This window comes from Micromonospora zhanjiangensis, assembly GCF_042650605.1.
Lineage (GTDB): Bacteria > Actinomycetota > Actinomycetes > Mycobacteriales > Micromonosporaceae > Micromonospora_J > Micromonospora_J zhanjiangensis.
Genome location: NZ_JBHSBN010000011.1, coordinates 175,531 through 200,573 on the forward strand (window position 1 = coordinate 175,531; position 25,043 = coordinate 200,573).

At 72.8% G+C, this 25,043-nt stretch carries 23 protein-coding genes; 7 read left to right on the plus strand and 16 right to left on the minus strand.

The annotated features are described in order from the left end of the window. Positions 1-2: 2 nt before the first annotated feature. From topA to ACFOX0_RS18155, 6 genes are all read right to left on the minus strand, one after another. A complete protein-coding gene (gene topA / locus ACFOX0_RS18130; RefSeq protein ID WP_377547393.1) occupies positions 3-2,894 on the minus strand; it encodes a type I DNA topoisomerase in 2,892 nt (963 codons plus the stop codon). Positions 2,895-3,231: 337 nt separating this feature from the next. Then, a complete protein-coding gene (locus tag ACFOX0_RS18135) occupies positions 3,232-4,062 on the minus strand; it encodes a hypothetical protein (protein ID WP_377547279.1) in 831 nt (276 codons plus the stop codon). Then, positions 4,053-4,595 (minus strand): hypothetical protein, encoded by a 543-nt coding sequence (locus ACFOX0_RS18140; protein ID WP_377547282.1) that lies wholly within the window; start codon positions 4,593-4,595, stop codon positions 4,053-4,055. The genes ACFOX0_RS18135 and ACFOX0_RS18140 overlap by 10 nt, the downstream gene beginning before the upstream one ends. A gap of 125 nt (positions 4,596-4,720) precedes the next feature. Beyond that, positions 4,721-7,090 (minus strand): sodium-translocating pyrophosphatase, encoded by a 2,370-nt coding sequence (locus ACFOX0_RS18145; RefSeq protein WP_377547285.1) that lies wholly within the window; start codon positions 7,088-7,090, stop codon positions 4,721-4,723. Positions 7,091-7,319: 229 nt separating this feature from the next. Then, positions 7,320-7,766: an ATP-binding protein gene (locus ACFOX0_RS18150; RefSeq protein ID WP_377547288.1), complete on the minus strand. Its 447-nt coding sequence runs from the start codon at positions 7,764-7,766 to the stop codon at positions 7,320-7,322. Beyond that, complete coding sequence (locus ACFOX0_RS18155) at positions 7,763-8,119, minus strand: STAS domain-containing protein (protein ID WP_377547290.1); 357 nt, start codon at positions 8,117-8,119, stop codon at positions 7,763-7,765. The genes ACFOX0_RS18150 and ACFOX0_RS18155 overlap by 4 nt, the downstream gene beginning before the upstream one ends. A 140-nt stretch (positions 8,120-8,259) precedes the next feature. On the opposite strand from ACFOX0_RS18155, the gene ACFOX0_RS18160 reads away from it, so the two are divergent. Then, positions 8,260-10,854, plus strand: coding sequence for a DEAD/DEAH box helicase (locus tag ACFOX0_RS18160; protein ID WP_377547293.1), 2,595 nt, complete (start codon positions 8,260-8,262; stop codon positions 10,852-10,854). Between the two features lie 101 nt (positions 10,855-10,955). Continuing rightward, positions 10,956-11,534, plus strand: a complete 579-nt coding sequence (locus tag ACFOX0_RS18165) for a hypothetical protein (protein WP_377547295.1) — start codon at positions 10,956-10,958, stop codon at positions 11,532-11,534. Positions 11,535-11,584: 50 nt separating this feature from the next. On the opposite strand, the gene ACFOX0_RS18170 is transcribed toward ACFOX0_RS18165, so the two are convergent. From ACFOX0_RS18170 to ACFOX0_RS18210, 9 genes are all read right to left on the minus strand, one after another. Continuing rightward, a complete protein-coding gene (locus tag ACFOX0_RS18170; RefSeq protein WP_377547297.1) occupies positions 11,585-11,953 on the minus strand; it encodes an Rv3654c family TadE-like protein in 369 nt (122 codons plus the stop codon). Next, complete coding sequence (locus ACFOX0_RS18175; protein ID WP_377547299.1) at positions 11,950-12,393, minus strand: TadE family type IV pilus minor pilin; 444 nt, start codon at positions 12,391-12,393, stop codon at positions 11,950-11,952. The genes ACFOX0_RS18170 and ACFOX0_RS18175 overlap by 4 nt, the downstream gene beginning before the upstream one ends. Before the next feature lie 89 nt (positions 12,394-12,482). Next, complete coding sequence (locus ACFOX0_RS18180; protein WP_377547302.1) at positions 12,483-12,650, minus strand: DUF4244 domain-containing protein; 168 nt, start codon at positions 12,648-12,650, stop codon at positions 12,483-12,485. Between the two features lie 198 nt (positions 12,651-12,848). Continuing rightward, positions 12,849-13,574: a type II secretion system F family protein gene (locus tag ACFOX0_RS18185; protein ID WP_377547305.1), complete on the minus strand. Its 726-nt coding sequence runs from the start codon at positions 13,572-13,574 to the stop codon at positions 12,849-12,851. Then, positions 13,575-14,213, minus strand: a complete 639-nt coding sequence (locus tag ACFOX0_RS18190) for a type II secretion system F family protein (RefSeq protein WP_377547307.1) — start codon at positions 14,211-14,213, stop codon at positions 13,575-13,577. It abuts the gene before it with no gap. Positions 14,214-14,446: 233 nt separating this feature from the next. Next, complete coding sequence (locus ACFOX0_RS18195) at positions 14,447-15,667, minus strand: TadA family conjugal transfer-associated ATPase (protein ID WP_377547310.1); 1,221 nt, start codon at positions 15,665-15,667, stop codon at positions 14,447-14,449. Beyond that, complete coding sequence (ssd, locus tag ACFOX0_RS18200) at positions 15,664-16,740, minus strand: septum site-determining protein Ssd (protein WP_377547395.1); 1,077 nt, start codon at positions 16,738-16,740, stop codon at positions 15,664-15,666. The genes ACFOX0_RS18195 and ssd overlap by 4 nt, the downstream gene beginning before the upstream one ends. 188 nt (positions 16,741-16,928) lie before the next feature. Next, positions 16,929-17,582, minus strand: a complete 654-nt coding sequence (locus ACFOX0_RS18205) for a hypothetical protein (protein ID WP_377547312.1) — start codon at positions 17,580-17,582, stop codon at positions 16,929-16,931. Then, positions 17,579-17,905: a hypothetical protein gene (locus ACFOX0_RS18210; RefSeq protein ID WP_377547314.1), complete on the minus strand. Its 327-nt coding sequence runs from the start codon at positions 17,903-17,905 to the stop codon at positions 17,579-17,581. Before ACFOX0_RS18210 ends, ACFOX0_RS18205 begins: the two co-directional genes overlap by 4 nt. Before the next feature lie 228 nt (positions 17,906-18,133). On the opposite strand from ACFOX0_RS18210, the gene ACFOX0_RS18215 reads away from it, so the two are divergent. Further along, positions 18,134-18,364, plus strand: coding sequence for a GntR family transcriptional regulator (locus ACFOX0_RS18215; protein ID WP_377547317.1), 231 nt, complete (start codon positions 18,134-18,136; stop codon positions 18,362-18,364). A gap of 474 nt (positions 18,365-18,838) precedes the next feature. Further along, on the plus strand, positions 18,839-19,885 hold the full coding sequence (locus ACFOX0_RS18220) for an alpha/beta hydrolase (RefSeq protein WP_377547320.1): 1,047 nt from the start codon (positions 18,839-18,841) through the stop codon (positions 19,883-19,885). Between the two features lie 58 nt (positions 19,886-19,943). Here the strand turns inward: ACFOX0_RS18220 and ACFOX0_RS18225 are convergent, their stop codons facing one another. After that, complete coding sequence (locus ACFOX0_RS18225) at positions 19,944-21,197, minus strand: hypothetical protein (protein WP_377547323.1); 1,254 nt, start codon at positions 21,195-21,197, stop codon at positions 19,944-19,946. A 181-nt stretch (positions 21,198-21,378) separates the two neighbouring features. Here ACFOX0_RS18225 and ACFOX0_RS18230 point away from each other — a divergent pair, with 181 nt between their 5' ends. The 3 genes from ACFOX0_RS18230 (at position 21,379) to ACFOX0_RS18240 (ending at position 25,029) form a co-directional block, all read left to right on the plus strand. After that, positions 21,379-23,109 carry a serine/threonine-protein kinase gene (locus ACFOX0_RS18230; protein ID WP_377547325.1) on the plus strand — a complete coding sequence of 577 codons (1,731 nt, stop codon included), beginning with the start codon at positions 21,379-21,381 and terminating at the stop codon, positions 23,107-23,109. Between the two features lie 245 nt (positions 23,110-23,354). Next, positions 23,355-23,858, plus strand: a complete 504-nt coding sequence (locus ACFOX0_RS18235) for a hypothetical protein (protein WP_377547327.1) — start codon at positions 23,355-23,357, stop codon at positions 23,856-23,858. 163 nt (positions 23,859-24,021) lie between these two features. Next, a complete protein-coding gene (locus tag ACFOX0_RS18240) occupies positions 24,022-25,029 on the plus strand; it encodes a LacI family DNA-binding transcriptional regulator (RefSeq protein WP_377547329.1) in 1,008 nt (335 codons plus the stop codon). The last annotated feature ends 14 nt before the right edge of the window (positions 25,030-25,043 follow it).

Below are 25,043 nucleotides of genomic sequence, written 5' to 3' on the forward strand. Positions count from 1 at the left end.
GACTACTCGGTGGGGCGGGTGGTGGCCTTGCGGGGGGCGGCCTTCTTGGCCGGGGTGGCCTTCTTGGCCGCCGTTGTCGACTTCGCGGCCGTGGTCTTCTTGGCCGCCGTCGTCGTCTTCTTGGCCGTCGTCGTCTTCTTGGCCGCCGCCTTCTTCGCAGCCGTGGTGCTCTCGCCGGCGGCGGTCTTCTTCGCCGCCTTCTTGGTCGCCTTCTTCGCCGGCCCCTTGGCCCGCTTCTCGGCCAGCATCTCGGAGGCCTGCTCCAGGGTCAGGTCCTCCGGCGTCTGGCCGCGCCGCAGCGACGCGTTGTACTCCCCGTCGGTCACGTACGGGCCGAACCGGCCGTCCTTGATCACCAACGGCTTCTCGGTGAGCGGGTCCGCGCCCATCTCCCGCAGCGGCGGGGCCGCCGCCCGGCGCTGACGGGTCTTCGGGGCGGCCAGCAGCGCCAGCGCCTCGTCCAGGGTGACGGTGAAGAGCTTCTCCTCCGACTCCAGCGACCGGAACTCGTCGCCCTTCTTGACGTACGGGCCGTAGCGACCGTTGGCGGCCAGCACCTCGGCGCCGTCCGGGGCGGTACCGACCGTCCGGGGAAGGGTCAGCAACCGCAGCGCGTCGGCCAACGACAGCGACTCCGGTGACTGGGTCCGCAGCAGCGACGACTTGCGTTCGCCACTGGCCACGTACGGGCCGAACCGGCCGGACTTGAGCAGGATCGGCTCGCCGGTCTCCGGGTGCTCGCCGAGCTTGCGCTCACCACCGCCGCCGAGGAACAGCTCGTTGACCTTCTCCGGGGTCAGCTCGTCCGGCGCCAGGCCCTCGGGGATCGACACCCGGTCCTCGGCGGTCGCGCCGGCGCCGCCGTCCTCGCCCTCCGCGCCGGTCCGCTCGGCCGTCGCGGGCTGCGCCGCCGCACCGGGTTGGACCTTCTGCAGGTACGGCCCGTACCGGCCGACCCGGACCACCACCTCGCGGCCGTCGTCGTCGGTGAACAGCGGGATCGAGTTGACGCTGCGCGCGTCGATCTCGCTCAGGTTCTCGGTGACCATCTTCTTCAGGCCACCGGACCGGGCGATCTCCTCGTCCCCGGCGCCCCGGCCGGTGCCGCCGAAGTAGAACGCGGTGAGGAAGTCGATCGCCGCGTGGTCGCCACCGGCGATCTCGTCCAGCTCGTTCTCCATCGCGGCGGTGAAGTTGTAGTCGATCAGCCGCGGGTAGTGCCGCTCCAGCAGCCCCACCACGGCGAATGCCAGGAAGGACGGGATCAGGGCCTGGCCGCGCTTGAAGACGTACCCGCGGTCCTGGATCGTCTGCATGATCGACGCGTACGTCGACGGGCGGCCGATGCCCAGCTCTTCCAGCGCCTTGACCAGCGACGCCTCGGTGTAGCGGGACGGCGGCTGGGTGCTGTGCCCCTGCGCGGCGAGCTGCTCGGCGGTCAGCGGCTGGTCCTTGACCAAGGTGGGCAGCCGGCGCTCGGCGTCCTCGGCCTCGGCGTTCTCGTCGTCGGAGGATTCGACGTACGCCCGCAGGAAGCCCGGGTCGGTGATCGTCTTGCCGGTCGCCCCGAAGTCGACCTCCTCGCTCGCGGTGGAGATCGCCCGGATCCGCACCGACACGCTGGAGCCGACCGCGTCGGTCATCTGCGAGGCGATGGTCCGCCGCCAGATCAGCTCGTAGAGCTTGAACTCCTCGGCGGACAGCTCCTTCGCCACCTCGCCCGGGGTACGGAAGTTGTCCCCCGCCGGGCGGATCGCCTCGTGCGCCTCCTGGGCGTTCTTGACCTTGCCGGTGTAGCGGCGCGGCTCCGGCGGGACGCTGCGCTGGCCGTACAGCTCGGCGATCTGCCGGCGGGCCGCGGCCACGGCGGTCTCCGACAGGTTGACCGAGTCGGTCCGCATGTAGGTGATGTAGCCGTTCTCGTAGAGCCGCTGCGCGGTACGCATCGTCTGCTGCGAGGAGAAGCGCAGCTTACGGGCCGCCTCCTGCTGCAATGTCGAGGTGATGAACGGCGCGTACGGCCGGCGCCGGTACGGCTTCTCCTCGACCCGGGTGACGGTGAACGGCCGGCCCTCCAGCCGGGCGGCCAGCCCCCGGGCCCCGTCGGCGTCCAGGTGCACCACCCCGGCGCCCGGCTTGACCCGGCCGGTGGTCGGCTCGAAGTCCTTGCCGGTGGCGATCCGGTCGCCGTTCAGCCCGACCAGGGTGGCGTTGAAGGTCCGCGGCCCGTCGACCTGGCCCTGCACCGCGAGGGTGGCCAGGATGTCCCAGTACTCGGCGCTGCGGAACGCCATCCGCTGCCGCTCGCGCTCCACCACGATCCGGGTGGCCACCGACTGGACCCGCCCGGCGGACAGGCCGCTGCGGACCTTGCGCCACAGCACCGGGGAGACCTCGTAGCCGTACAGCCGGTCCAGGATCCGGCGCGCCTCCTGGGCGTCCACCAGGTCCCGGTCGATCTCGCGGGGGTTGGCCACGGCGGCCTGGATCGCCGGCCGGGTGATCTCGTGGAAGACCATCCGCTTGACCGGCACCTTGGGCTTGAGGGTCTCCACCAGGTGCCAGGCGATCGCCTCACCCTCGCGGTCCTCGTCGGTGGCGAGGAGGACCTCGTCCACCTCCTTCACCAGCGAGCGCAGCTTGGTGACCTGCTTGCGGCGGTCCGGTGAGACCACGTAGAGGGCGGCGAAGCCGTTGTCCACGTCGACGCCGAGCCGGGCCCACGGCTTGCTCTCGTAGCCCGAGGGCACTTCGGCGGCGTTCCTGGGCAGGTCCCGGACGTGCCCGAAACTGGCCTCCACGACGTACCCCGGGCCGAGATAGCCCGAGATCGTCTTGGCCTTCGCCGGCGACTCGACGATGACCAGACGGGTGCTCCTGGCGTTGCTCGGCACGTCTCTCCCGACCTCACTCGCAGTATCCTGACCCGGCTCACCGTCGTGGCCGGGCCACCACCCGTGGCGGGCCTGCCCGGCCCACGGGTCGAACCTCCAACGTAACGCGCCCTCGTACCCGAGGGACGGCCGGGCGACGAACAGCACCACCCAGCAGCGGTTACGCGGGGTGTCGACACGCCGCACGGGCGGTCGTGCCGAACGGCGACACCGTACACCGCTGCCCTGTCGTCGCGCGGGCAACCGTGCGGATCACTCACTCGTGAAGGCCTATATATCCGTCAATCTGCCGGCAAAACCCGCGTGTCGAGTGTCCTAGATCAGACATTGCCGTCCGTCAACCGGCCGTACCGGGCCACTGGCCGGGCGGGGCCGCCGCCGGTGGGTCACCGACCAGCTCGGTCAGCCGGGCCAGCCGGCGCCGGCCGGTGATCCGGTAGCCCGGTCCCGAGCCGGTCTCCACCAGGTCACCCGCCAGCCCGAGGCCGGTCAGCGTCGCGGCCGCCGTCGCCCGGTCCGCCTCGTCGGGCAGGCCGAGCCGGAGCAGCAGGCCGCCCGGCTCCATGATCCCGGCGGCGGCCACCCAGAGCCGCAGCCGGGCGCCGTTCAGGTGGAAACCGGCCGGCGCCCGCTTGACCTCGCCGCGCAGCCAGCCCCGCCCGAGCGGAGCCAGGATCGCGGTGTACGAGGTGCGCACGGCGTACCCCTCGGTCGGCGTGCCCACCCAGCTCGCCGCCACGCCGCGCCGACCCAGTTCGGCGATCAGTACGTGCACCCGCCACCCGGCGTCGACCTCGACCGACACCCGGGCGGTGCCGCCCATCCGGACGATCACTCCGGGCCCGGCGAGCAGGCCGGCGATGTCGGCCGGCGACGGTTCGACGGCGGCCACCCCGAACAGCGACAACTGTCGCCCGGCATCGGCCTCGGCGGCGGACGCGCCGCGGCCGGCGTGCTCCACCGGGCGGTCGTCCGGTTCGGCCGCCGACGCACCGCCGTGCCGGCGCCGGGCGGTGGCCGCGCCCCGGCGGGACCGCTCGGCCGACCGGTCGTCCGGCTCGACGAACAGCGCGGCCGGCTCGGCGGACAGCTCGGTGGGCGCGGCCGACGGCACCGGCTCGGTGGACGAGGCCGGCGCTGGTGACTCGGTGGGCGGCGTCAGCGACACTCCGGGACCTCGTCGAAGGCCTTCTTGAGCTCCGGCGAGTCGAGGTTACGGGTGTCCAGCGCGCTCGCCTTGTACTCCGCGTTGAGGGTGTTCATGGTGGCCTCCACCCCGTCGTAGAAGGGCTTCGCCTGGCCGGTGTCCAGCCCGGCGATCGCCGTCTTGGCCTTTCCGTACGCGTCGCGTACCGCGGTCAGCGAGGAGAGGAACCCGCCGGCCACCGCGTCCCCTTTCGCCACGTCGGGCACCCCGGCCTGTTCGATCTTCCGCCGGGCCGTCTCGGTGGCCTGTTCCGCGCCGCTCAGCAGCCGGATCAGGTTCTCCCTGGCCTGACCCGGAGTGGTCTTGGCGGTCATCTGCTGTTGGCTGCTGGTGGTCAACCGGCTGATCTCGGTGCGCCACGGACCGAGCGCCCCGCAGACCGTCGCCGCCCAAGCCTGCGGCGCCGGGCCCGAGGCGCAGGCGCCGAGCAGCAGGAGAAGAACGCAGAGCACGACCGCGGGCTTTCCGGCGGTCGTCGCGCGGGGCGTACGCATGCGAAGCAGCGTACGGCGTCGAGCCCGACGCGCCAGTGGTTAGCTGCGCGGCATCCGGCGGAACGCCACCGGGCCCCCGCTTCGACCCGGTTCGGTCGAGGCGGGGGCCCGGTTGTCCGTACGGCTCAGGCGTTGACCGGCTCGGGCCGCTGGTCCGCGCTGTCGCTGCCCGCGTCGCCACCGCGCCCGGCGTCGGTGTCCGTCATCGCGACCGGCTTGCGCTTGCTGAACACCACCGCCGCGACCACGATCACGACCGCGATGACCGCGACCGCGATCCGCAGCGGGGTGTTCTTGTCGGTGCCCACGCTCCACGCCACCACGGCCGGCGCGATCAGCAGCGAGACCAGGTTCATCACCTTGAGCAGCGGGTTGATCGCCGGCCCGGCGGTGTCCTTGAACGGGTCACCGACCGTGTCGCCGATCACCGTCGCGGCGTGCGCCTCGGAGCCCTTGCCGCCGAAGGATCCGTCCTCGACCAGCTTCTTGGCGTTGTCCCAGGCGCCACCGGAGTTGGCCAGGAAGACCGCCATCAGCGTGCCGGCCCCGATCGCACCGGCCAGGTACGCCGCCAGGGCACCGGGCCCGAGACCGAAGCCGACCGCGATCGGCGCCAGGATGGCCAGCAGACCGGGCGTCATCAGCTCGCGCTGGGCGTCCCGGGTGCAGATGTCCACCACCTTGCCGTACTCGGGGCGCTGCGAACCGTCCATGATCCCGGGCAGCTCGCGGAACTGCCGGCGTACCTCCATCACCACCGCGCCCGCCGAGCGGGACACCGCGTTGATGGCCAGGCCGGAGAAGAGGAACACGACCGCGGCACCGATGATCAGGCCGACCAGGTTGCGCGGGTTGGCCACGTTGAGCGCGCCCAGGATCTCGGCGCCCACGTCCTTGACCCCGGCGTCGGCGTACGACGTGCTCAGCGTGTCGGTGTACGAGCCGAACAGCGCCGTCGCGGCGAGCACCGCGGTGGCGATCGCGATGCCCTTGGTGATCGCCTTGGTGGTGTTGCCGACCGCGTCCAGCTCGGTGAGCGTCCGCGCGCCCGCCTCGTCGATCTCGCCGGACATCTCCGCGACGCCCTGCGCGTTGTCGGAGATCGGGCCGAAGGTGTCCATCGCCACGATCACGCCGACCGTGGTGAGCAGGCCGGTGCCGGCCAGCGCCACCGCGAACAGCGACAGGGTGAGCGATCCACCGCCGAGCAGGAAGGCGCCGAACACGCCGGCGCCGATCAGCAGCGCCGAGTAGACCGCCGACTCCAGGCCGACGCTGATACCGGCGAGCACCACCGTGGCGGGGCCGGTCAGCGAGCTCTTGCCGATGTCCTGCACCGGGCGCCGGTTGGTCTCGGTGAAGTAGCCGGTGAGCGCCTGGATGGCGGCGGCCAGCACGATGCCGATGACGACCGCGCCGATGGCCACGAACCGCGGGTTGCCCTCGGTGCCGGCGAACTCCTCGCCGAAGCCGGCGAAGGTGGCCGGCAGGTAGAGCCAGGAGGCGATCGCGACCAGCACCGCGGCCAGCGCGGCGGAGATGTAGAAGGCCCGGTTGATCGCGGTCAGGCCGTTGCGGTCCGACGGCCGCAGCCGGGTGATGAACACCCCGACCAGGGCGATCACCGCGCCGATGCTGGAGATGATCAGCGGGAAGACCAGGCCGTCCGCGCCGAACGCCGCGCGGCCCAGGATCAGCGCCGCGACCAGGGTCACCGCGTACGACTCGAACAGGTCGGCGGCCATGCCGGCGCAGTCACCGACGTTGTCGCCGACGTTGTCGGCGATGGTCGCGGCGTTGCGCGGGTCGTCCTCGGGGATGCCCTGCTCGACCTTGCCGACCAGGTCGGCGCCGACGTCGGCGGCCTTGGTGAAGATGCCGCCGCCGACCCGCATGAACATGGCCAGCAGGGCGGCACCGAAGCCGAAGCCCTCCAGTACGGTCGGCGCGTCACCCCGGAAGATCAGTACCACCAGGGCGGCGCCGAACAGGCCCAGTCCCACGGTCAGGAAGCCGACCACGCCACCGGTGCGGAAGGCGACCCGCATGGCCGCCTCCCGACCGCCCTGCGCCTCCCGGGCGGCGGCGGCCACCCGGACGTTGGCGCGGGTGGCCAGTGCCATGCCGGCGCCACCGATGAACGCGCTGAACACCGCGCCGACCACGAAGAACGCCGACCGGCCGATCTTCACGGCGAGTACGTTGCCCTCGGTGTCGTGCACCGGCAGCAGGAAGAGCAGCACCACCGCGATCACGACGAAGATGGCGAGCGTTCTGAACTGGCGGAGCAGGTAGGCCGACGCGCCCTCCTGCACGGCGGCGGAGATCTCCTGCATTCTCGTGGTGCCCTTGCCGGCTGCCAGCACCACCCTGGTAAGGGCGGCGGCGAAGCCGAGCGCCACCAACGCGAGGACCGCGGCGATGATGACGTACGACAGATTCGCGCCGGTAAGGGACAGCCCGCCGCCCGCGGCGGCCAAGGTGGTCCCGGACATTTCCGTCCTCCTGTTAGGCGAACATTCGCGTCGGTCGGCGGCGAGCACCGCCCCGACATCCCCACGCAGGGTGTTACGACCCGATTCCGCGGCACGTGGAACCGGGCCACCTGCTGATCACCCCGGGTACTCTAGCCCTGGCCGTGTCGGAGGTCACACGCCGGTCCCACTGTGTCGCGATGATCTTCATCATTGTGTTAGCACACGACACGCGGTATGGAATGCCCGGTCAGGCGGGTCGACGGCCCAGCGGCCAGGACATTCGGACCTCGGTGCCGATGCCCTCGTCCACCGGCCGCACCGTGAGGTCCTCGACGAAACCGGCGAGCAGGGCGAAGCCCACCCCGGTGGTGAGCGCCTCGTCGGTCAGCGACTCGTCGGCCAGTTCGTCCGGGGGCAGGGCGGCCAGTCCGAGTCCGGCCTCGATCGGCGCCCGGTCGATCACCCGGACGGTGTAGGGGCCCTGGTCGGACATCTCCATCTGGACCAGGTCCGGCAGGCCGTACTGGTTGTGCAGGGCGACCGCGCGGGTGCACGCCTCACCGATGGCCAGCCGGACCTCGTCGAGCAGGTCCTCGGCGACCCCGGCGCGCCGGGCCACCGCCACGCCGACCAGCCGGGCGGTGCGGACGTGCACCGGTGCGGGGGAGAACGACAGCCGTACCGTCGCCATCACGCGCCGGAACCGGCCTGGTCCGCGCTGGTCGCGGCCTCCACCGTGGGGTAGATCGGGAAGACCTGGTCCAACGCCGTGATCCGGAAGATCTTCAGCAGCGGCTCCTTGCCACACACCAGACCGAATGTCCCGCCCACCGCGCGCAACCTTTTGAGCGCACCGACCAGCACGCCGAGGCCGGTGGAGTCGAGGAAGTCCACCCGTCCGAGATCCACGACGACCTTACGGGCGCCGTTGTCGATCAGCTCGATGAGTCGTTCCCGCAGCCGGGGTGCGGTGTAGACGTCCACCTCGCCGCCGACCTCCAGCACCGTGTGCTCGGCGACGGTGCGGGTCGCCAGCGACAGCTCCATCTTCTCCTCCATCCGATGCCGGGAACGCTCCTGGGCATCTAACCATCGGCCGGTCGGCGGGGTGTCGGGGCCGCCGCCCGGGCCCCTTTACCCACGCCCCGGGTTTCTCACGACTGTTCATCGGTGCGAGAGTGCAGGGCGTGACCTCCGCAGCCACAGTATCGGTCGGCGGCGGGGCCGAGCGCGTACCGGACACCGCCGGGCCGGCCCCGGAGGACCTGCTGCGCCGGTTGCGGAACCGCGGGCCGGTCGACCCGGTCACCCACGTGGAACGGCTGCCGGCCAGCCCCGGCGTCGCCGTACCGTGGCCGGACTGGGTGCCCGAGCCGTTGCGCGCGGCGCTCGCCGGGCGCGGGGTGACCGCGCCCTGGCAGCACCAGGCCGAGGCGGCCGAGCTGGCCCACCAGGGCCGGCACGTGGTGGTCGCCACCGGTACGGCGTCCGGGAAGTCCCTGGCGTACCAGTTGCCGGCATTGTCCACGTTGCTGGCTGACCCGCGGGCGACCGTCCTCTACCTCGCGCCGACCAAGGCACTCGCCGCCGACCAGTTGCGCGCCGTCGCCGGCCTGGCCCTGGACGGCGTACGTCCGGCCTGCTACGACGGCGACACCCCGCGCGCGGAGCGGGACTGGATCCGGCAGCACTCCCGCTTCGTGCTGACCAACCCGGACATGCTGCACCACGGGATCCTGCCCGGTCACGCGGCCTGGGCGACGTTCCTGCGCCGGCTGGCCTTCGTGGTGGTCGACGAGTGCCACACCTACCGTGGCGTGTTCGGGTCGCACGTCGCGCACGTGCTGCGCCGGTTGCGCCGACAGACAAACCGGTACGGGCGGACCACCACCGTCGCCCCGGCCGGCCCGGACCGACCGGTGTTCGTCCTGGCCTCGGCCACCTCGGGCGACCCGGCGACGGCCGCCGAACGACTCACCGGCCTGCCGGTCACCGCCGTAACCAGGGACACGTCGCCGCGCGGCGGGCTGACCTTCGCCCTCTGGGAACCGCCCCTGCAACCCACTCACCCGTCCGATGCGCCGGTCCCCGGCGCGTTCGAACCCGGCACGGCGGATCCCGGCGTGGAACCCGCCAGCGGTGACGGCGGCATCCGCGCCGCGCGGGCGGCCGACGACGGTCCCGGTACGAGCCACCGGCGGGAGCGCCCGCGTCCGCGTACCCGGGAGACCGAGGCCGGGGCGGCCGGCGGCCCGGCCGCCGGACGGGACCCGGTCGCGGAGGTGGTGCCGCAGGTCCGTCGGTCGGCGCTGCGGGAGACGGCCGACCTGCTCGCCGACACGGTCGCCGCCGGGGTACGCACCCTGGCCTTCGTCCGGTCCCGACGCGGCGCCGAGGTGGTGGCGACCAGCACCCGGCGCGCCCTGGACGAAGCGGTGCCGGGGCTCGGCGCCCGGGTGGCCGCCTACCGGGCCGGCTACCTGCGCGAGGAGCGGCGCGCCCTGGAGGACGCGCTGCTGACCGGCGAGTTGCTCGGCCTGGCCTCCACCAACGCGTTGGAGTTGGGCGTCGACCTGGTCGGCCTGGACGCGGTGCTGGTCTGCGGCTATCCGGGGACCCGGGCGTCGTTGTGGCAGCAGGCCGGCCGGGCCGGGCGCTCGGGCCGGGAGGCGCTGGCCGTACTGGTGGCCCGGGACGATCCGCTGGACAGTTATCTGGTGCACCATCCGGAGTCGCTGTTCGGTCGCCCGGTCGAGGCGACCGTGCTGGACCCGGCCAACCCGTACGTGCTCGGTCCGCAGTTGTGCAGCGCCGCGGCCGAGGCCCCACTGACCACCGCCGACCTGGAGCTGTTCGGACCGGGTACGGCGGAGACGGTCGAGGCGCTGGTCGCCTCGGGTGCGCTGCGTCGCCGGCCGACCGGATGGTACTGGCGGCACCGGGAACGGCCCGAGGTCGACCTGCGCGGCACCGGCGGTACGCCGATCTGCGTGGTCGAGTCCTCGACCGGCCGGCTGCTCGGCACCGTCGAGGAGTCGTCCTCGCACTTCATGGTGCACCCGGGCGCGGTCTACCTGCACCAGGGCGTGTCGTACGTGGTGGACGAGTTGGATCTGGCCGACGCCTGCGCGCTGGTGCACGCCGAGGAGCCGGACTGGTCCACCCATGCCCGGGACGTCACCTCACTGTCGGTGGTGTCGGTCCGGTCGTACCTGGACGCCGGCCCGGTCGGAATGTTCCTCGGCGAGGTCGACGTGACCAGCCAGGTGGTCTCGTACCAGCGGCGGCGGATCGCCTCCGGCGAGGTGCTGGACACCCGGCCGTTGGACCTGCCGGCCCGCCAGCTGCGTACCGTCGCGGTCTGGTTCACGGTCTCCCCGGCGGCGCTGGCGGCGGCCGGGGTGGCCGACGCCGACGTGCCCGGCGCCCTGCACGCCGCGGAGCACGCGGCGATCGGCCTGCTGCCGCTGGTCGCGACCTGCGACCGGTGGGACATCGGCGGGTTGTCCACGGCTGCGCACCCGGACACCGAGGCACCCACCGTGTTCGTCTACGACGGGCACCCCGGCGGCGCGGGCTTCGCCGAGCGGGCCTACCGGGCGGCGGCGGACTGGCTGGGCGCGACCCGCGACGCCATCGCCGAGTGCGGCTGCGAGGCCGGCTGCCCGTCCTGCGTCCAGTCCCCGAAGTGCGGCAACGGCAACAACCCGCTGGCCAAGTCGGACGCCGTGCGGGTCCTCGACGTGGTCCTGGCCAACCTGCCCACTCCTGACGCACAGTGATGGCTTGACTGCGAAATGCCCCAATGGTGGGTGGCTGTGGGCCGGCTGTGCAAGACTGCCGCGCACCGATCCACCCGACCCCCAGAGCGTTGAGGTACCCGATGCGACTTGACGAGCTCCAGGCCCAGCGGCACCTGCTGATCCGGCAGCGAATCCGGTTCATGGTCAACCAGTACGAGGTCCACGCGGTCGCCCCGGACGGTTCCGAGGGCGAACTGCTCGCCTTCGCCCAGCAGAAGCGGCTGGCCTTCAAGGAGCAGGTCACCCTCTACACCGACGACTCCAAGCAGCAACCGGTCCTCGGCTTCCGGGCCCGCCAGGTGCTCGACCTCGGCGCGACGTACGACGTCACGGACGCGTCCGGTGCCGCGATCGGCCTGTTCCGCAAGGACTTCGGCCAGTCGCTGCTCCGCTCCACCTGGCACGTCGAGCAGCCCGGCCTCGGGCAGCTCACCGGCCAGGAACGCAGCCTGCCGGTGGCCCTGCTGCGCCGGTTCGTCGACTCGCTGTCCTGGTTGCCGTACCACTTCGACTTCACCATGAACGGGCAGCCGGCCTTCTCGGTGGTGAAGAAGTGGGGCCTGCGGGACCGTTACGTCGTGGAGATCCACCATCCGCAGCTGGACCGGCGGCTGGTGATCGCGATGGCGGTGGGCCTGGACGCCCTGCAGAGCCGCTGACCCGGTCCGGGCCGGGGCGCCTACCAGGGCGCCCCGGTGGACCGCCATCGTCACCCCGATCGGATCGGGCCGGCCCGGGCGGCGCCGGTGGCGACCATGGTCAGCCGGGGCAGCGGAGCGACCGTCGACTCGACCCGGATCCGGATGTCCAGACCGTCGACGGCGCAGCCGACGAGCCGACCGCCGTTCGCGGCGACCAGATCGGCGGCTCGGGCACAGGCCCGGTCCGCACCGTCGGCGGCCCGCGCCGCCCCGGCGAGCGCACCGAGGTCGGCCGCCACCCGGGCCTGCTGATGGCCGACCCGGGCCGCTCCGACGCCGGCTCCGGCCACGCCACCGGCCAGCAGGACCAGTCCCACCGCCAGCAACCAGAGGGTGGCACTGCCCCGATCCGCTGGTCGGCGCCGACCGGCCGTCATCGGGGGACTCCCCCGGCGCCGCCGGAGTCCACGACGCCGCCGGAGTCCACGACGCCGCCGGAGTCCACGACCGCACCGGAATCCACGACGGCGCCCGGCTCCACGGCTGCCACGGCTGTGGCGGTGACCGTGAGGGCGGGGAGGTTGCCGCCCAGCGCCCGTACCGGTGCCCGGCAGGTGGCGCTGACCCGATCACCGTCGAGGTCGACCGCCATGACCGCATTCGGCGGAGCCTCGGAGCCGTCACCGGCCGCCCCGGCACCGCGCGCGGTCGCCAACGCGGCGTCGCGGGCGGCGTCCAGGCAGTGTGCCCGGGTGGTGACACCGCCGATCGCGGTGAGTCCGGCCAGTAGCAACAGGACCAACGCGGGCAGCCCGGCCGCCAGCTCGGCGGTGAACGAACCCCGGTCACGGTCCGGACCGGCGAGCCGCGCGACCATCTCAACGCCCCGTTGGCGAGGGACGCCGAACCACCGGGCCACGCCGGCCCCGAACTGATCACAATGACGAGGGCCGGCGAATCGCTCGGTCACTTCAGTGCCCGGTTGATGATCGCGGTCAGCGCGGCCTGGACGGTGCCGGAGGTGAGCACCTTGAGCAGGAGGCCGGCGAAGGCGACGGCGGCGAGCGTGCCGACCGCGTACTCGGCGGTGTTCATGCCGTCGTCACCGCGCAACCGGCGGAGCATTCTGCGCATCTCGGATTCCTTTCCTCTCGGGTCCCGCCTCGCGGGACCGCTGCGTTGGGTCGGATTCCCGCGTCGCGGGAGGTGTGTGGTTCGGTCGGATCCCATCGCGGGATCTCCGTGATCGGGTCGCGTCCGCGTCGCGAAGCCCTGATGATTCGGTCGGATCCCGCGCCTCGCGCGGGATCTCGGTGCTCGGGCGTGCGGGCATTACAGGACGTCGCCCAGGACGGCCACGATCACCGGCACCAGGCCGGCGAGGATGAAGGCGGGTAGGAAGCACAGCCCCAGCGGCAGCACGATCAGCACTCCGGCCCGACGGGCGGCCGTCTCGGCGGCGAGCGCCCGGTCGGTGCGCAGGTCGTCGGCCAGCCGGCCCAACGCGCGGGCCAGGGCGGCGCCGCTGGCCGAGGACCGCACCACCGCCCGGATCAGCCGGTCGGCACCACCGACCGGCGCCAGGTAGGACCATGCCTCGTCCGGTTCGCCGCCCAGCCGGATGGTCCACGCCACACTGGACAGTCGCCCGCCGAGCGGACCGCCGAGGGCGTCGGCCACGGCGGCCACCGCCCGGTCGACCGGCGCGCCGGACCGCAGCGCGGCGGCCAGCAGGTCGGCGGCGAGCGGCAGGTCCGCCGCCTCCCGGGCCCGGCGCCGCCGGGTGTCGGGTGACTCGACCCGACGGAGCAGTGGATCCAGGCAGATGGCCAGGACCAACCCGATCACCGGTCCGAGCCAGCCGCCGACGAGAACGGCGGCGGCCACCCCGCCGAGCAGGGCGGCGAGCCGGATCCGGTCCGGCCTGAGTATCCGTTGTCCCGGTTCGGGTTCCCGCCGAGCCGCGCCGGCCGGCAACTCCGGCCGACCCTGCCGTGCGTGATGGTCGCCGGTGATCGGCCGACCCGGTCGTGCGTGACGGTTTCCGGTGGTCGCCATTCAGGACACCACCCGCTGCCCACCGCCGCTGAGCCGGGCCGTCCAGGCCAGCCCGGCGACCTGGAGCACGACCGCGCCGAGCGCACAGCCCGCGCCGACCGGGGTGTGCAGCAGCACCTGAACCGGGTCGGCGCCGATGACGTAACCCAGGGCGACGCCGCCCGACGGCAGCACCGCCAGCAGCCACGCCGTGGCCCGGGTGCCGGCGGCCTGGGCGGCGGCCACCGCCAGTCCCCGGTCGGTGGCGCGGGCGTCGCCCTCGATCCGCTCCAGCAGGTCGGCCAGCGGTGCTCCGGTCTGCTCGGCGAGCCGTACGGCCGCCCGTGCCAGCCTCACCAGCCGGTCCGGTTCCCCGTCGCCCCCGGCGTGCCCCTCGTTTTGGCCGGGTGATTCGAATGCCGCGAGGGCGGTCGGGACGGGTAGGCCGGTACGCAGGTCGGCGGCCAGGGCCGCCAGTCCGTCCAGTCGGCGTCGCCGGTCGCGCGCGGCCGCCCGGGCGGCCCGGCCACGCAGTGCCGCACCGGTGGCCAGCCCGCCGTAGACGGACGCCAGGAGTCCACCCACCGGTCCGCCGAGGATCGAGCCGACGCCCACGGCCACCAGGCCCACCAGCAGGGCCGTCCGTCGCGGTGCGGCCACGACCCACCGTGGCAACCCGGCTCGCCGTGGCCGTCTCCCGGTTGCCGCGGCCCCGGTTGCCGCGGCCGAGCGCGGATGCCCGAGAACCGTCCGTCGGCGGGTCAACCGCCGCAGGCCCGGCCACCGGACCGGAGACAGCCGCGTCCCACGTGATCGCCCGACGCGCCGACCCAACCGGGCAGCGGCCAACCCCGCCACCATCAGACAGCCCGCGGTCAGCAGCAGGGTCCCCGTCACGACGACGCTCCCGGTCGGGGAGCCGACGTGGGCAGCACCGGCGGGACCCGTACGCCGCGACCGGCGATCAGCGCGGCCAGCGCCCGGGCGGCCGGGCCGGGACCCTGACCACGCGACCAGGCCGGTACCACGGTCACCAGCCGGTCCGGGCCACTGGGCAACAAGAGCGACACCGCCTCCACCGTCCGGCCGGCCGCGGTACGTCGGACCTGCACCAGCACCTGCAACGCCGCCGCCACCTGGGCGTGCAGCGCGGCCCGGGGCAATCCGCCCAGCAGACCCAACGCCTCCAACCGGGCCGGTACGTCGGCCGGCGTGTTGGCGTGCAGGGTGCCGGCGCCGCCCTCGTGCCCGGTGTTCAACGCGGCGAGCAGGTCCACCACCTCGGCGCCCCGGCACTCCCCGACCACCAGCCGGTCCGGACGCATCCGCAGGGCCTGGCGGACCAGCTCACTCAGGCCGATCGCCCCGGCGCCCTCCACGTTGGACGTACGGGCCTGAAGACCCACCACGTGCGGGTGCACCGGTCGCAACTCGGCGGCGTCCTCGACCAGGACGATCCGCTCGGTGGCCGGCACCAGCCCGAGCAGGGTGTTCAGCAGGGTGGTCTTGCCGGATGCCGTGCCGCCGACCACCAGATAGGCCAGCCGGGCGGTCACCAGCGCGGCCAATAGTGCGGCGACCGGCTCCGGCACGGTGCCCCGGTCCACCAACTCGTGCAGGGTGAACGGCCGCTGCCGGAAGGTACGCAGCGACAGGTACGGCCCGGAGGTCGCCACCGGCGGCAGGACGGCGTGCAGCCGGGTCCCGTCGCCGAGCCGTACGTCGACGTACGGGCAGCCCTCGTCCAGTCGGCGCCCACCGGCCCCGGCGAGCCGCTGGGCCAGCCGGCGGACGTCGTCCGGCCCGCCCAGCGGCACTCGCACCGGCTGCAACCCGTGGCCCCGGTCCACCCAGACCTGGTCGCCGTTGACCAGGACGTCGGTGACCTCGGGGTCGGCCAGCAGGGGCGCCAACGGGCCGGCGCCGGTGAGCTCGTCGTGCACCCGGTTGGCCATCCGCAGCACGACCGTGTCGCCGAGCACCGCGGCGGCCGGCTCCTCGCGTACCGCCGAGACCACGGCCGCCGGGGAGGCCGCCGTGCCGGTGGTGGCGAACTGGCGGCGGACCCGGAGGGTGAGGTCCCGGGCGGAGGCGGCGTGGCGCGGCGCCGTCATGCCGCGTCCTCGGTGTCCTCAGCGGTGGCGGCACCGGTCAGCTCCGCGACGATGCGCTGGCACAGCTCGGCCAGCGGGCCACGGCCGGTGGCGGCGGGGGCCTCGCCGCGTTCCAGGCCCCGGCTCAGCCCCGGCTCGGGGCGGAGCATGCCGGTCAGTGGCAGGTCGAGTGCCCGGGCCACCTCCCGGGCCCGCAACCGTCCGGGAGCCGGTCCGCGCACGATGACCGACAGGTCGCCGCAGTGCAGGGCGACCGCCGAGACCACCCGGGCCGCCGCGGCGGTGGCCCGCAGCTCGGCCGGTACGACGACGAACGCCCGATCGGTCGCCTGCAACGCGATCACCGCGGGGTCGTCCAGATATCGGGGCAGGTCGACCACGACCAGGTCCCGCCCGCGACGGGCGGCGTCCATGGTGGCCGCCATCGCCTGGGCGGGCAGGGCCAGCAGCGCACCCCGGTCCCAGGACAGGGTCACCAGGTCACCCCGGCTCGGCAGTGCCCGGGCCAGGGCCAGCGGGTCGACCTGGCCCTCGGCCTCGGTCAACGCCGGCCAGCGCAGCCCGGCCAGTTCCTCCCAGCCGAGGACCAGGTCCAGCCCGCCGCCGAGCGGGTCCGCGTCGACGAGCAGGGTCCGCAGCCCGGCGCGCGCCGAGGTCACGGCGAGCCCGCCGGCCAGCACGCTGGCGCCCGCGCCGCCGCGACCGCCGATCACCGAGACCACCCGCCCGGTCCCGGTGACCGTACGGGCGAGCGGATCGGCCACCGTGTCGGCGAACCGGTCGACCAGCCACGGCTCGGCCGGTGGCAGTACCGCGACGTGCCCGGCGCCGATGAGTTCGGCGAGCTGCCAGCCCAGGTCGTCGGAACCGCCGTGGCCGACCAGCACCAGGTGCGGCCGGTGCGGCAGCCGGGCCCGCAGGCACGCCTCGGCCTGGTCGACCCCGACCAGCACCAGCGGCGCGCCGGCCCACCGGGGCCGGGCGGCGGCCGGATCCGCCACCACCTCGACCTCGGTGCCGCCGGTCGCGGCGATCCGCAACAACTCGTCCAGCAGCTCGCCGTCGGAGGTCAGGACCAGCGGCAACCGTCCGGGACGGACGGAGGTACGGGGTGGCATCGCGAACATCTCCAGCGGGGAACGGCGACGGATACCCGCATACCGTGCGGTCTGGCCGGACCGCCGCCAAGACCCTCCCCCACAACCTGTGGATAACTGACCGCCCTGTGGATAACTCCCGCCGAGCCTGTGGATCTGCTACGTCACCACTGCCCGACGATCACCTCGACCTGCCTCTCCAGCGCCGGGTCGACCCGCCCGGTGACCCGCACCAACACGCCGCCGTTGCGGACGTGGAACTCCGTCCCGAGCAGGGCACCCGCGCTTTTGAGCGTGTCCTGGACCGCCTGCGACCGCCGCCGGGCGGCGACCCCGTCCGGCCAGATCTCCACCACGCCACCCCGGCCCACGGAGTACCGGTCGGCAGCCGCATCACCACCGGGCAGCTCGAACGATCCGCGCGAGAAAGTGCCGTTGGGTCTGCCGACCAGCCGGTCGGGATCGGTCGCCGCGTCCTGCTCCGCCGCCGCCCGCACCGGGACCCCAGCCCGGGCGAGCCGATCCAGCACCTCACCCACGCCGACCGTCCGGTCCGATTCAGCGCCTCCACCCGGCGCCGTCCGGCCGACCAAGACCGTGCCGGTCGCGGTGACGAGCACGCTCACCACCACGACCAGCAGGAACCGCCGGGTCCGCCGCCCGCGGCCACCACCGTGGTACGTGACACCGGTGGGTGCGTACGCCCGGTTCCGCTGGTTGGGTATGCACGGCGGCCGCGACCCGGCGAGCCGGTTGCGGGTGGGGACCTGCGGAAGCTGGCGACGGTCCGCGTGGCGTAACCGGTCCGGTGTGCTCACAGCGGCCATCCCGGCGCCCGTCGCGGAAGCTCCCAGCCCTGGTCGGGCAGCCGCCCGACGTCCGCGCTCCCGTCGACGTCGGTGATCTCGAAGGCGTCGGTGATCCCGCCGGCATCGGTGACTTCGCTGGCCGGGCGGACGTCGTCGTGGAACGGCGAGGGTCGGCGGTACAGGAACCGGCCGAGCACGAGTTCCAGGTTGACCCGGTCGACGTGTGACAACTCGGGATAGCCGTGCTTCAGCAGGGTGGTTCTCAGGTCACCCAGCAGCGCGGCGGACAACCGCGTGTCGCCGGGGTGGTGCGGTACTGGATAGTTTGTCATCCGGGTCCACTCCTCGTTAGTGGATCAAGGCCCCCGGCTTGCGCCGTAATCGCTCGCCGGGGGCCGTCTTTAGCCGTGCGCCGCCTGTCAGTCACTCTCGTAGCCGCTGAGCGACCTCTCGACACGCTTCGAACGACACCGATCACTCAAAGCTACGTTATGAACGTCCTGTACGTCTAGCACGTACCCCACGACTTGTGCGTCTGGTTCGTCCATATCGTTTGGCTCATGATCGACCTGATGTCCCCGACGCCGCTCTACGTGCAGCTCGCGGACCTCCTCGCAGGCCGCATCGCGGATGGCGACCTCGCTCCACGGCAGCCGTTACCTAGCGAATCCACACTGCAGCAGGAATACGGGGTAAGTCGCGGGACCGTCCGCGCGGCGATGGCCCTGCTACGCGAGCGCGGACTGGTGGTCACCATTCCCCAGCGTGGAACGTACGTCGCGGAGAGTTGATCGCACGGCCCTGCGGTTGTGAACATCTAGCGTCGCACTAGCAGCAACAAGCGTTCACAAACCGAACCACCGGGCCCGCCTCATCGATCGGGAAGGGCGGACCTCGGGTTTGTGAACGTTTGTTGTCACTCCAACAGCAATAAACGTTCACAAACTCGCCCGGCGCGCGGCAAACCCGCGGCCCACCGAACGCAAACGCCGACGACACCGGACCGCAAACGCTGAAGGCCAGGCCGGCAAACGCCGAGCACGAACTGGCCGACGCCGACGCCGACGCCGAGGGCGCGGTAGTGCGGCGCCGAGTCCTGGGCACCGGGCGCAAACTGCCCGGGCAGCAAATGTGACTAGAAGAGCTTTGTTCACTTTTCGGGCCAGGCTTCGGTTCGCGGTCCGGATGCCGTTAGGAAGCCGGCCCTGCGGGGAGTCGACAGGTCGCACCGACCGCGACATCAGCGGGCGAGAGGAGGAGCCGTCATGGCTCAGGCCGTCACGAGCGTGGTCCTGGAACCGGCCTGTCAGCAGGTGGCCGAGATGACCGCCAACCCGCCGTTCCTGTTCCAGCTCAGCCCCGAGCAGGGCCGGGGCAGGCTGGACGAACTCCAGTCCGCCGGCAAGGTGCCACGGCCGGACGCGGACATCGAGGACATCATGGTGCCCGGCGGACCGTCCGGCCAGGTGGCCGTCCGGATCATCCGGCCACCCGGCCGTCAGGACGGCGCCCGCCGGGGCAAGCTGCGCGAACGGGTACGGGACATGGCGCAGGACGCCGTGTCGCCGAAGCGTACGGAGAACCCGCTGCCGGTGACCATCTACCTCCACGGCGCGGGTTGGGTGTTCGGTGACACCGTCACGCACGACCGGCTGGTCCGGGAGTTGGCGGTCCGGTCCGACTCCGCCGTCGTCTTCCCGATCTACACGCTCTCGCCGGAGGCGCGCTTCCCGGCCGCGCTGGAGGAGTGCTACGCGGTGGCGCAGTGGCTGGAGCAGCACGGTTCCGAGTTCGGGCTCGACCCGTACCGGATGGCGGTGGCCGGCGACTCGGTCGGCGGCAACATGGCGACGGTGCTGGCCCGGATGGCCAAGGACCGCAACGGGCCGCGGTTCCGGGCGCAGGTGCTGTTCTACCCGGTCACCGACGCCGACTTCGACACCGGCTCGTACCGCGAGTTCGCCCAGGGTTACTACCTGGGTCGCGACCTGATGATGTGGTTCTGGGACCAGTACCTGCCGGACGTCGGCCGCCGGTCCGACCCGATGGCGTCACCGCTGCGGGCCAGCCTGGACCAGCTGCGCGGACTGCCCCCCGCGCTGATCATCACCAACGAGGCCGACGTGCTGCGGGACGAGGGTGAGGCGTACGCGGCGAAGCTGCGGCAGGCCGGCGTACCGGTGGCCCAGGTGCGCTATCAGGGCGCCATCCACGACCTGGTGATGCTGGACGCGCTGGCCGGAACCAGCGCGGCCAGGGCGGCCACCGCCCAGGCCGCCGGCATGCTGAGGGAGGCCCTGCACCACTCCTGACCGTCGCCGGGCACCGGCATCGCCGTGCCGGTGCCGGGCATGGCCGCTTCGACGGAGGTCACATGCGCCCGTACTGCTCCCGGACGAGTGCGTTGATCATGGCGGTGTCCGCCGGCGGGCGCGCCAGCGACTGGACGACGACGACGAGATCGCCGCGGCGAGCGAGTGCGATGGTCTGCACGCGACCCGCCGGGTCCGCGGCGCTGATGGTCAACAACTTCCCCGCCGGCACACCGGGAACGTCCGACACGACGACCCCGGCACCGAGCGGGCCTTGGAGCAGGCCGACTTCCTTGAAGAGGCTGTCGGCGGAGTCGCGATCGAACCGGCTCAACACGACCGCCACGTCGGTGCCGTCGGACGTGGCCCAGCCGACCGCCGCCAGCTGGCGTATCCCGTAGCGCCGGAGCGACCCGGACCAGAATGGCACGCCTCCGGTCAACGACGCCAACTCCCCGGCACCGGGCGAGTCCGGTCCGCCGCCGAGCTGAACGACCCGGGTGGCGCCCTGGGGAGCGGACACCAGCATCGGCTTCAGGTCGGGTTCCGGACCCGGTTGGTGCACGGCCAACCAGATCCCCGCAGCCGCGGTGAACACCAACACCACCGCCCCGATCACCACACCGGTGACGGGGCCGCGCCGGCGCCACCACGGCACCCACTCGGGCCGTGCCGACCAGTATCCGGCCGGCGCCGCCGACGGCGTGGGACCGGTCACCGGGCCGTCCGCCGACGCCGCCGACGGCCCGCCGCCGGTCACCGGCTCCGCGGGTACGGGCGCCTCGACCCCGGGAAGACGACCGGTCACCGGTAGCCGGGTGGAAAGGGCCAACACAGCGGCGGTCAGCAGGACTCCCCCGGTCAGCGACAGCCACCCGCCGAGGGCCAACTCCACGCGGGGCCGCTCGTCGGGATGCCAGCCGGCCAACGGGATTGCCGACCGGGCCAGATCGAAGAGCAGCAGCACCGACACGGCCAGCGCGGCCAGGGCGACCCAGGACGCGACGCGGCGCAGCTTCGGCCTGGCCCAAGCCACCACGAACATCCCGAGCAGGAGGGCCCAGCTGACGAAGAGTCCGGTCGCGGACCCGGACAACGCGGCGATGTCGTAGGACCGGGTCTTCACCTCGGCCGCCCGGCCGAGCAGGAACGCCGTCCCGCCGTTGCCCGCGGTCACGATGCACAGGGTCGTGAACTGGGCGGCCAGCAATGCCGCCATACCCGTCACCGACAACGCCAGGGCGCCGACGCGTCGGCCGACCGATGTCCGACCGGGCGGCGCGTCCGCCGGATTCCTCAGCTCGTTCTCCACCGACGCATGGTTGCCGGGCCGGGATCGACCGTCCATCCTCCACTTAGGTACATCCCGCCGACGGCCGCCGGGGCCCGGGCCAATATGGACCGAAGGACCGCAGCCGCCCGTATGCCCACGGAAATCCCGCTATGGCGGTCGATCGGTTGCCTGGGGTCAACGACTGGGTAGAGTCGACCCCGTGGCGGGGCCCTTGCTGCTCGACGGCCGCTACCGGGTGGGGGATCCACTGGGCAGCGGCGGGATGGCGCGCGTCTGGCGCGGCCGTGATCTGCGCCTGGACCGGCCGGTCGCGGTCAAGAAACTGTCCGGCGGTGGGTTGTCGCAGGCGTACGCCCGGGAACGGTTCGACCAGGAGGCGCGGGCGATCGCCCGGCTCTCGCACCCCAACATCGTCTCCGTGTACGACTTCGGCAGCGAGGACGACGAGCCGTACCTGATCATGGAGTTGGTCGAGGGCCCGACCGTCGCGCGGCGGTTGGCCGACGGTGATCCGCTGCCGGTGGCCGACGCGGTCGCGATCGCCGTCCAGGTCTGCGACGGTCTCGCCGCCGCGCACGCGGCCGGGATCGTGCACCGGGACGTCAAGCCGGCGAACCTGATCATCAGCCCGTCGGGCCTGGTGAAGATCTGCGACTTCGGGGTGGCCCGGCTGCTGGACGCCACCGGGCACGCCGAGTTGACCATGTCCGGGATCTCGATGGGCAGCCCGCAGTTCATGGCCCCCGAACAGATCAACCACGAGGAGGTCGGCCCGCGGACCGACCTGTACGCGTTGGGCTGCACCCTGTACGCGATGCTCACCGGCAATCCGCCGTTCCACGGCGCCCCGCCGATCGGCATCATGCACCAGCACGTGCACAAGCCGCCCCGACCGGTGCGCGAGTTGCGCCCGCAGGTGCCGGCGGAGGTGGCCGACCTGGTGGCGGAGCTGCTGGCCAAGGCGCCCGAGGACCGTCCGGCCGACGCGGACACCGTCCGGAACCGGCTCGTCGCGGCCGATGTCGACCCGGCGGCCTCGGCCGGCACCGCGCTCCGCCCGTCGTACGCCCCGGTCGGTTTCCGGCCGGCCGGGTCGACCCCGGCCGGTCCGGCGGTCGACGGACCGGTGTCCGATGGTGCGGTCCATAGTGGATCCTTCCCGACCGGGTCCGCCCCGCCCGAACGGGTGCCGCGCGGGGCGGCTCTGAACGCCGTGTCGACCGGCGCGTCCCGTACCGCCGTGGTGGATCCGCCCGACGCGCCGTCGGCCGGCGGGCCGCCGTCGCGGGTCGTCGGCTCCCCGCCGCCGGTCCCACCCGCGACGCCGAGTCGGCGCAGGTGGGTCGCGCCCGCGATGGCCGGCGCCGTGGTGCTGGCCGCGGTCGTGGCGGTGCTGTTGGCCGCGTCGATGGCCGAGCCAGGCCGGGTCCGGGGCGACGGCGGCACGGACCCGACCGCCGACCCGACGGTGGCCACGACGGCCGACGCGGCGTCCGCCGTACCGGTCGGGTCGGGCCCGGCGGGGTCGCCGGCCGGCGGCTCGTCCGCTGACCCGTCCGCCGGCCCGAGCTTGACGGCCGGACCGACCGGTACGCCCGGCAACGGCCCGGTCCCGGCGACGGCGCCCGCCGCCACCCAACCCGGACCGGCCGACGGCCCGCCACCGGCCGCACCGATACCCGCGCTGCGTCAGGAGATCCGACAGCAGGCCAACTCCGGCGCCCTCGACAACGGTGCGGCGAACGACCTGGAGCGCAAGGTCGACGACCTGGAGAAGGCGATCGCCAAGCCCAAGCCGGCGGATCAGGACAACCGGTTGAAGAGCCTGCGTGACACGCTGACCGACCTGCGCCGCAAGGGCAGGGTGAACCCCGCCGGGTACGACGCGATCAGCGCCGCGGTCAACCGGGTCGAAGCCAGCCTGAGCTGACCTGTCAGCAGCCGCTGTCGGCTCCTGTCCGGGTCACCCTGCCCGCCGGCGGGACACCCGCCGCCAATTCTGCCGTCATCGTTGCGAACCCCTCCGACCTGGGCACTTCCGTCGGCTCGAGATCACCCCGGGCCCGCTGGTGAAAAGTTTTCTGTAGTCATCCGGGTCGATGCATGGTAGAAAACTGCCACAGGCCGGCCCTTGTTTCGCAAAAATCTACCCCCTGCTGCGATACAGGAGATTCCATGTCATCGACCCGTCGTGCAGTCCGCCGCCGCGTGCTCACCATGCTCGTGGCCGGCGCCGCAGCGATCGGCGCCGTACTCGGCTTCAGCACCCCCGCCTTCGCGGTCAGCCAGTCCAGCGCCGCCTCCCAGTTCAGGGCCGCCGGCGTCACCTGGAGTTCCAGCGGTGGTTGCACCAACCGCAACCAGTCGAACTGCACCTCGTTCGAGGGGATCCGTCAGGCCACCATCGACGGTGTCATCACCTTCAAGCGGATCAGCGGGTGCGCCATCAACATCACCGGTGGTACCGAGACCGGCCACGCCAGCGGCACCTACAGCCACTGGAACGGTTACAAGGTGGACGTCGGCATGACGACCTGCGTGACCAACTACATCAAGGGCCACTACACCTACGTCGGTTACATCTCCGGCTGGGGCTACCAGTACAAGGCCCCGTCGGGCAACCTCTACACCGACGAGGGCAACCACTGGGACATCCTCTACTACACCTGCGGCTGCTGACGTCGCACCGACCTCGCCGCTGCCAGCGAGGGAAGGGACTCCGCTCCACGCTTTCCAGCGTGAGCGGGGTCCCTTCTTTTCGTCGGGCATGCGTCCGAGGGTTCGATGAGAGCGCTCTCGGGCCTATCGTTCATTACACGGTGTCGCGGGGAGTCGATCACAGATGAACAAGCTCAAGCCAACGATCGAGGACGTCGCGCGGGAGGCCGGAGTGTCCCGGGCCACCGCGTCGCGCGTCATCAACAACGCGCCCGGTGCCTCCGGGCTGCTCCGCTCCCGGGTGCACGCCGCCGTGGCGGCGCTCGGCTACCAGCCCAACGAGTCGGCCCGGGCGCTGGCCTCCGGACGCAAGCGCGCGGTCGACCTGGTTGCCCTCAGCTACGAACCCAGCATCGAACGGCTCGGCGCGGACCCGTACTACAGCCGGGTGCTGGCCGGCATGGTGTCCGCGCTGGAGGGCGTCGACGCGCAGCTACGGGTCCACGCCGGCCGTCAGGCGGACGGTCCCGACCTGCTCGACCGGGTGGCCGACGACGTCACGGCCGGCGCCGTGCTGATCAACGTACCGCCGGCGCTGGCCGCCGGGTTCCACCAGCGGTGCGCTCGTACGGTGTCGTTGGGGGCAACCGCGCCGGCCGTGCCGGCGGTCGAGGCCGACAACATCGGCGGCGCGTACGCGGCCGTCCGGCAGCTGTACGACCTGGGTCGGCGCCGGATCGCGGCGATCCACGGCCCGGAGGCGAACACCTGCGCCATCGACCGGCGCATCGGCCACGCCCAAGCGGTACGCGACCTGGGGCTGGCCGACCTCAGCGCCCGTGGCGGTTTCGTCCGCTCCGGCGGTCACCGCGCCGCGGGCGAACTACTCGCCCGGCATCCCGACATCGACGCGATGTTCGTGGCCTGCGACCTGATGGCCGCCGGCGCGATCCAGGCCATCACCGCCAGCGGCCGGCGCGTCCCGGAGGACGTCAGCGTCGTCGGCTTCGACGACAGCCTGGTGGCGATCTGCACCAACCCGCCGTTGAGCACCATGCACCTGCCCGTCGAGCAGATGGCCGCCGCCGCGACCCGCGCGCTGCTGGGCGGTGCCGTGGTGCCCGGTTACCGGGAACGCTTCCCGGTCGAACTGGTCACCCGGGAGAGCACCGGCCACCCCAGCACCGTCTGACCCCGGCGACAACC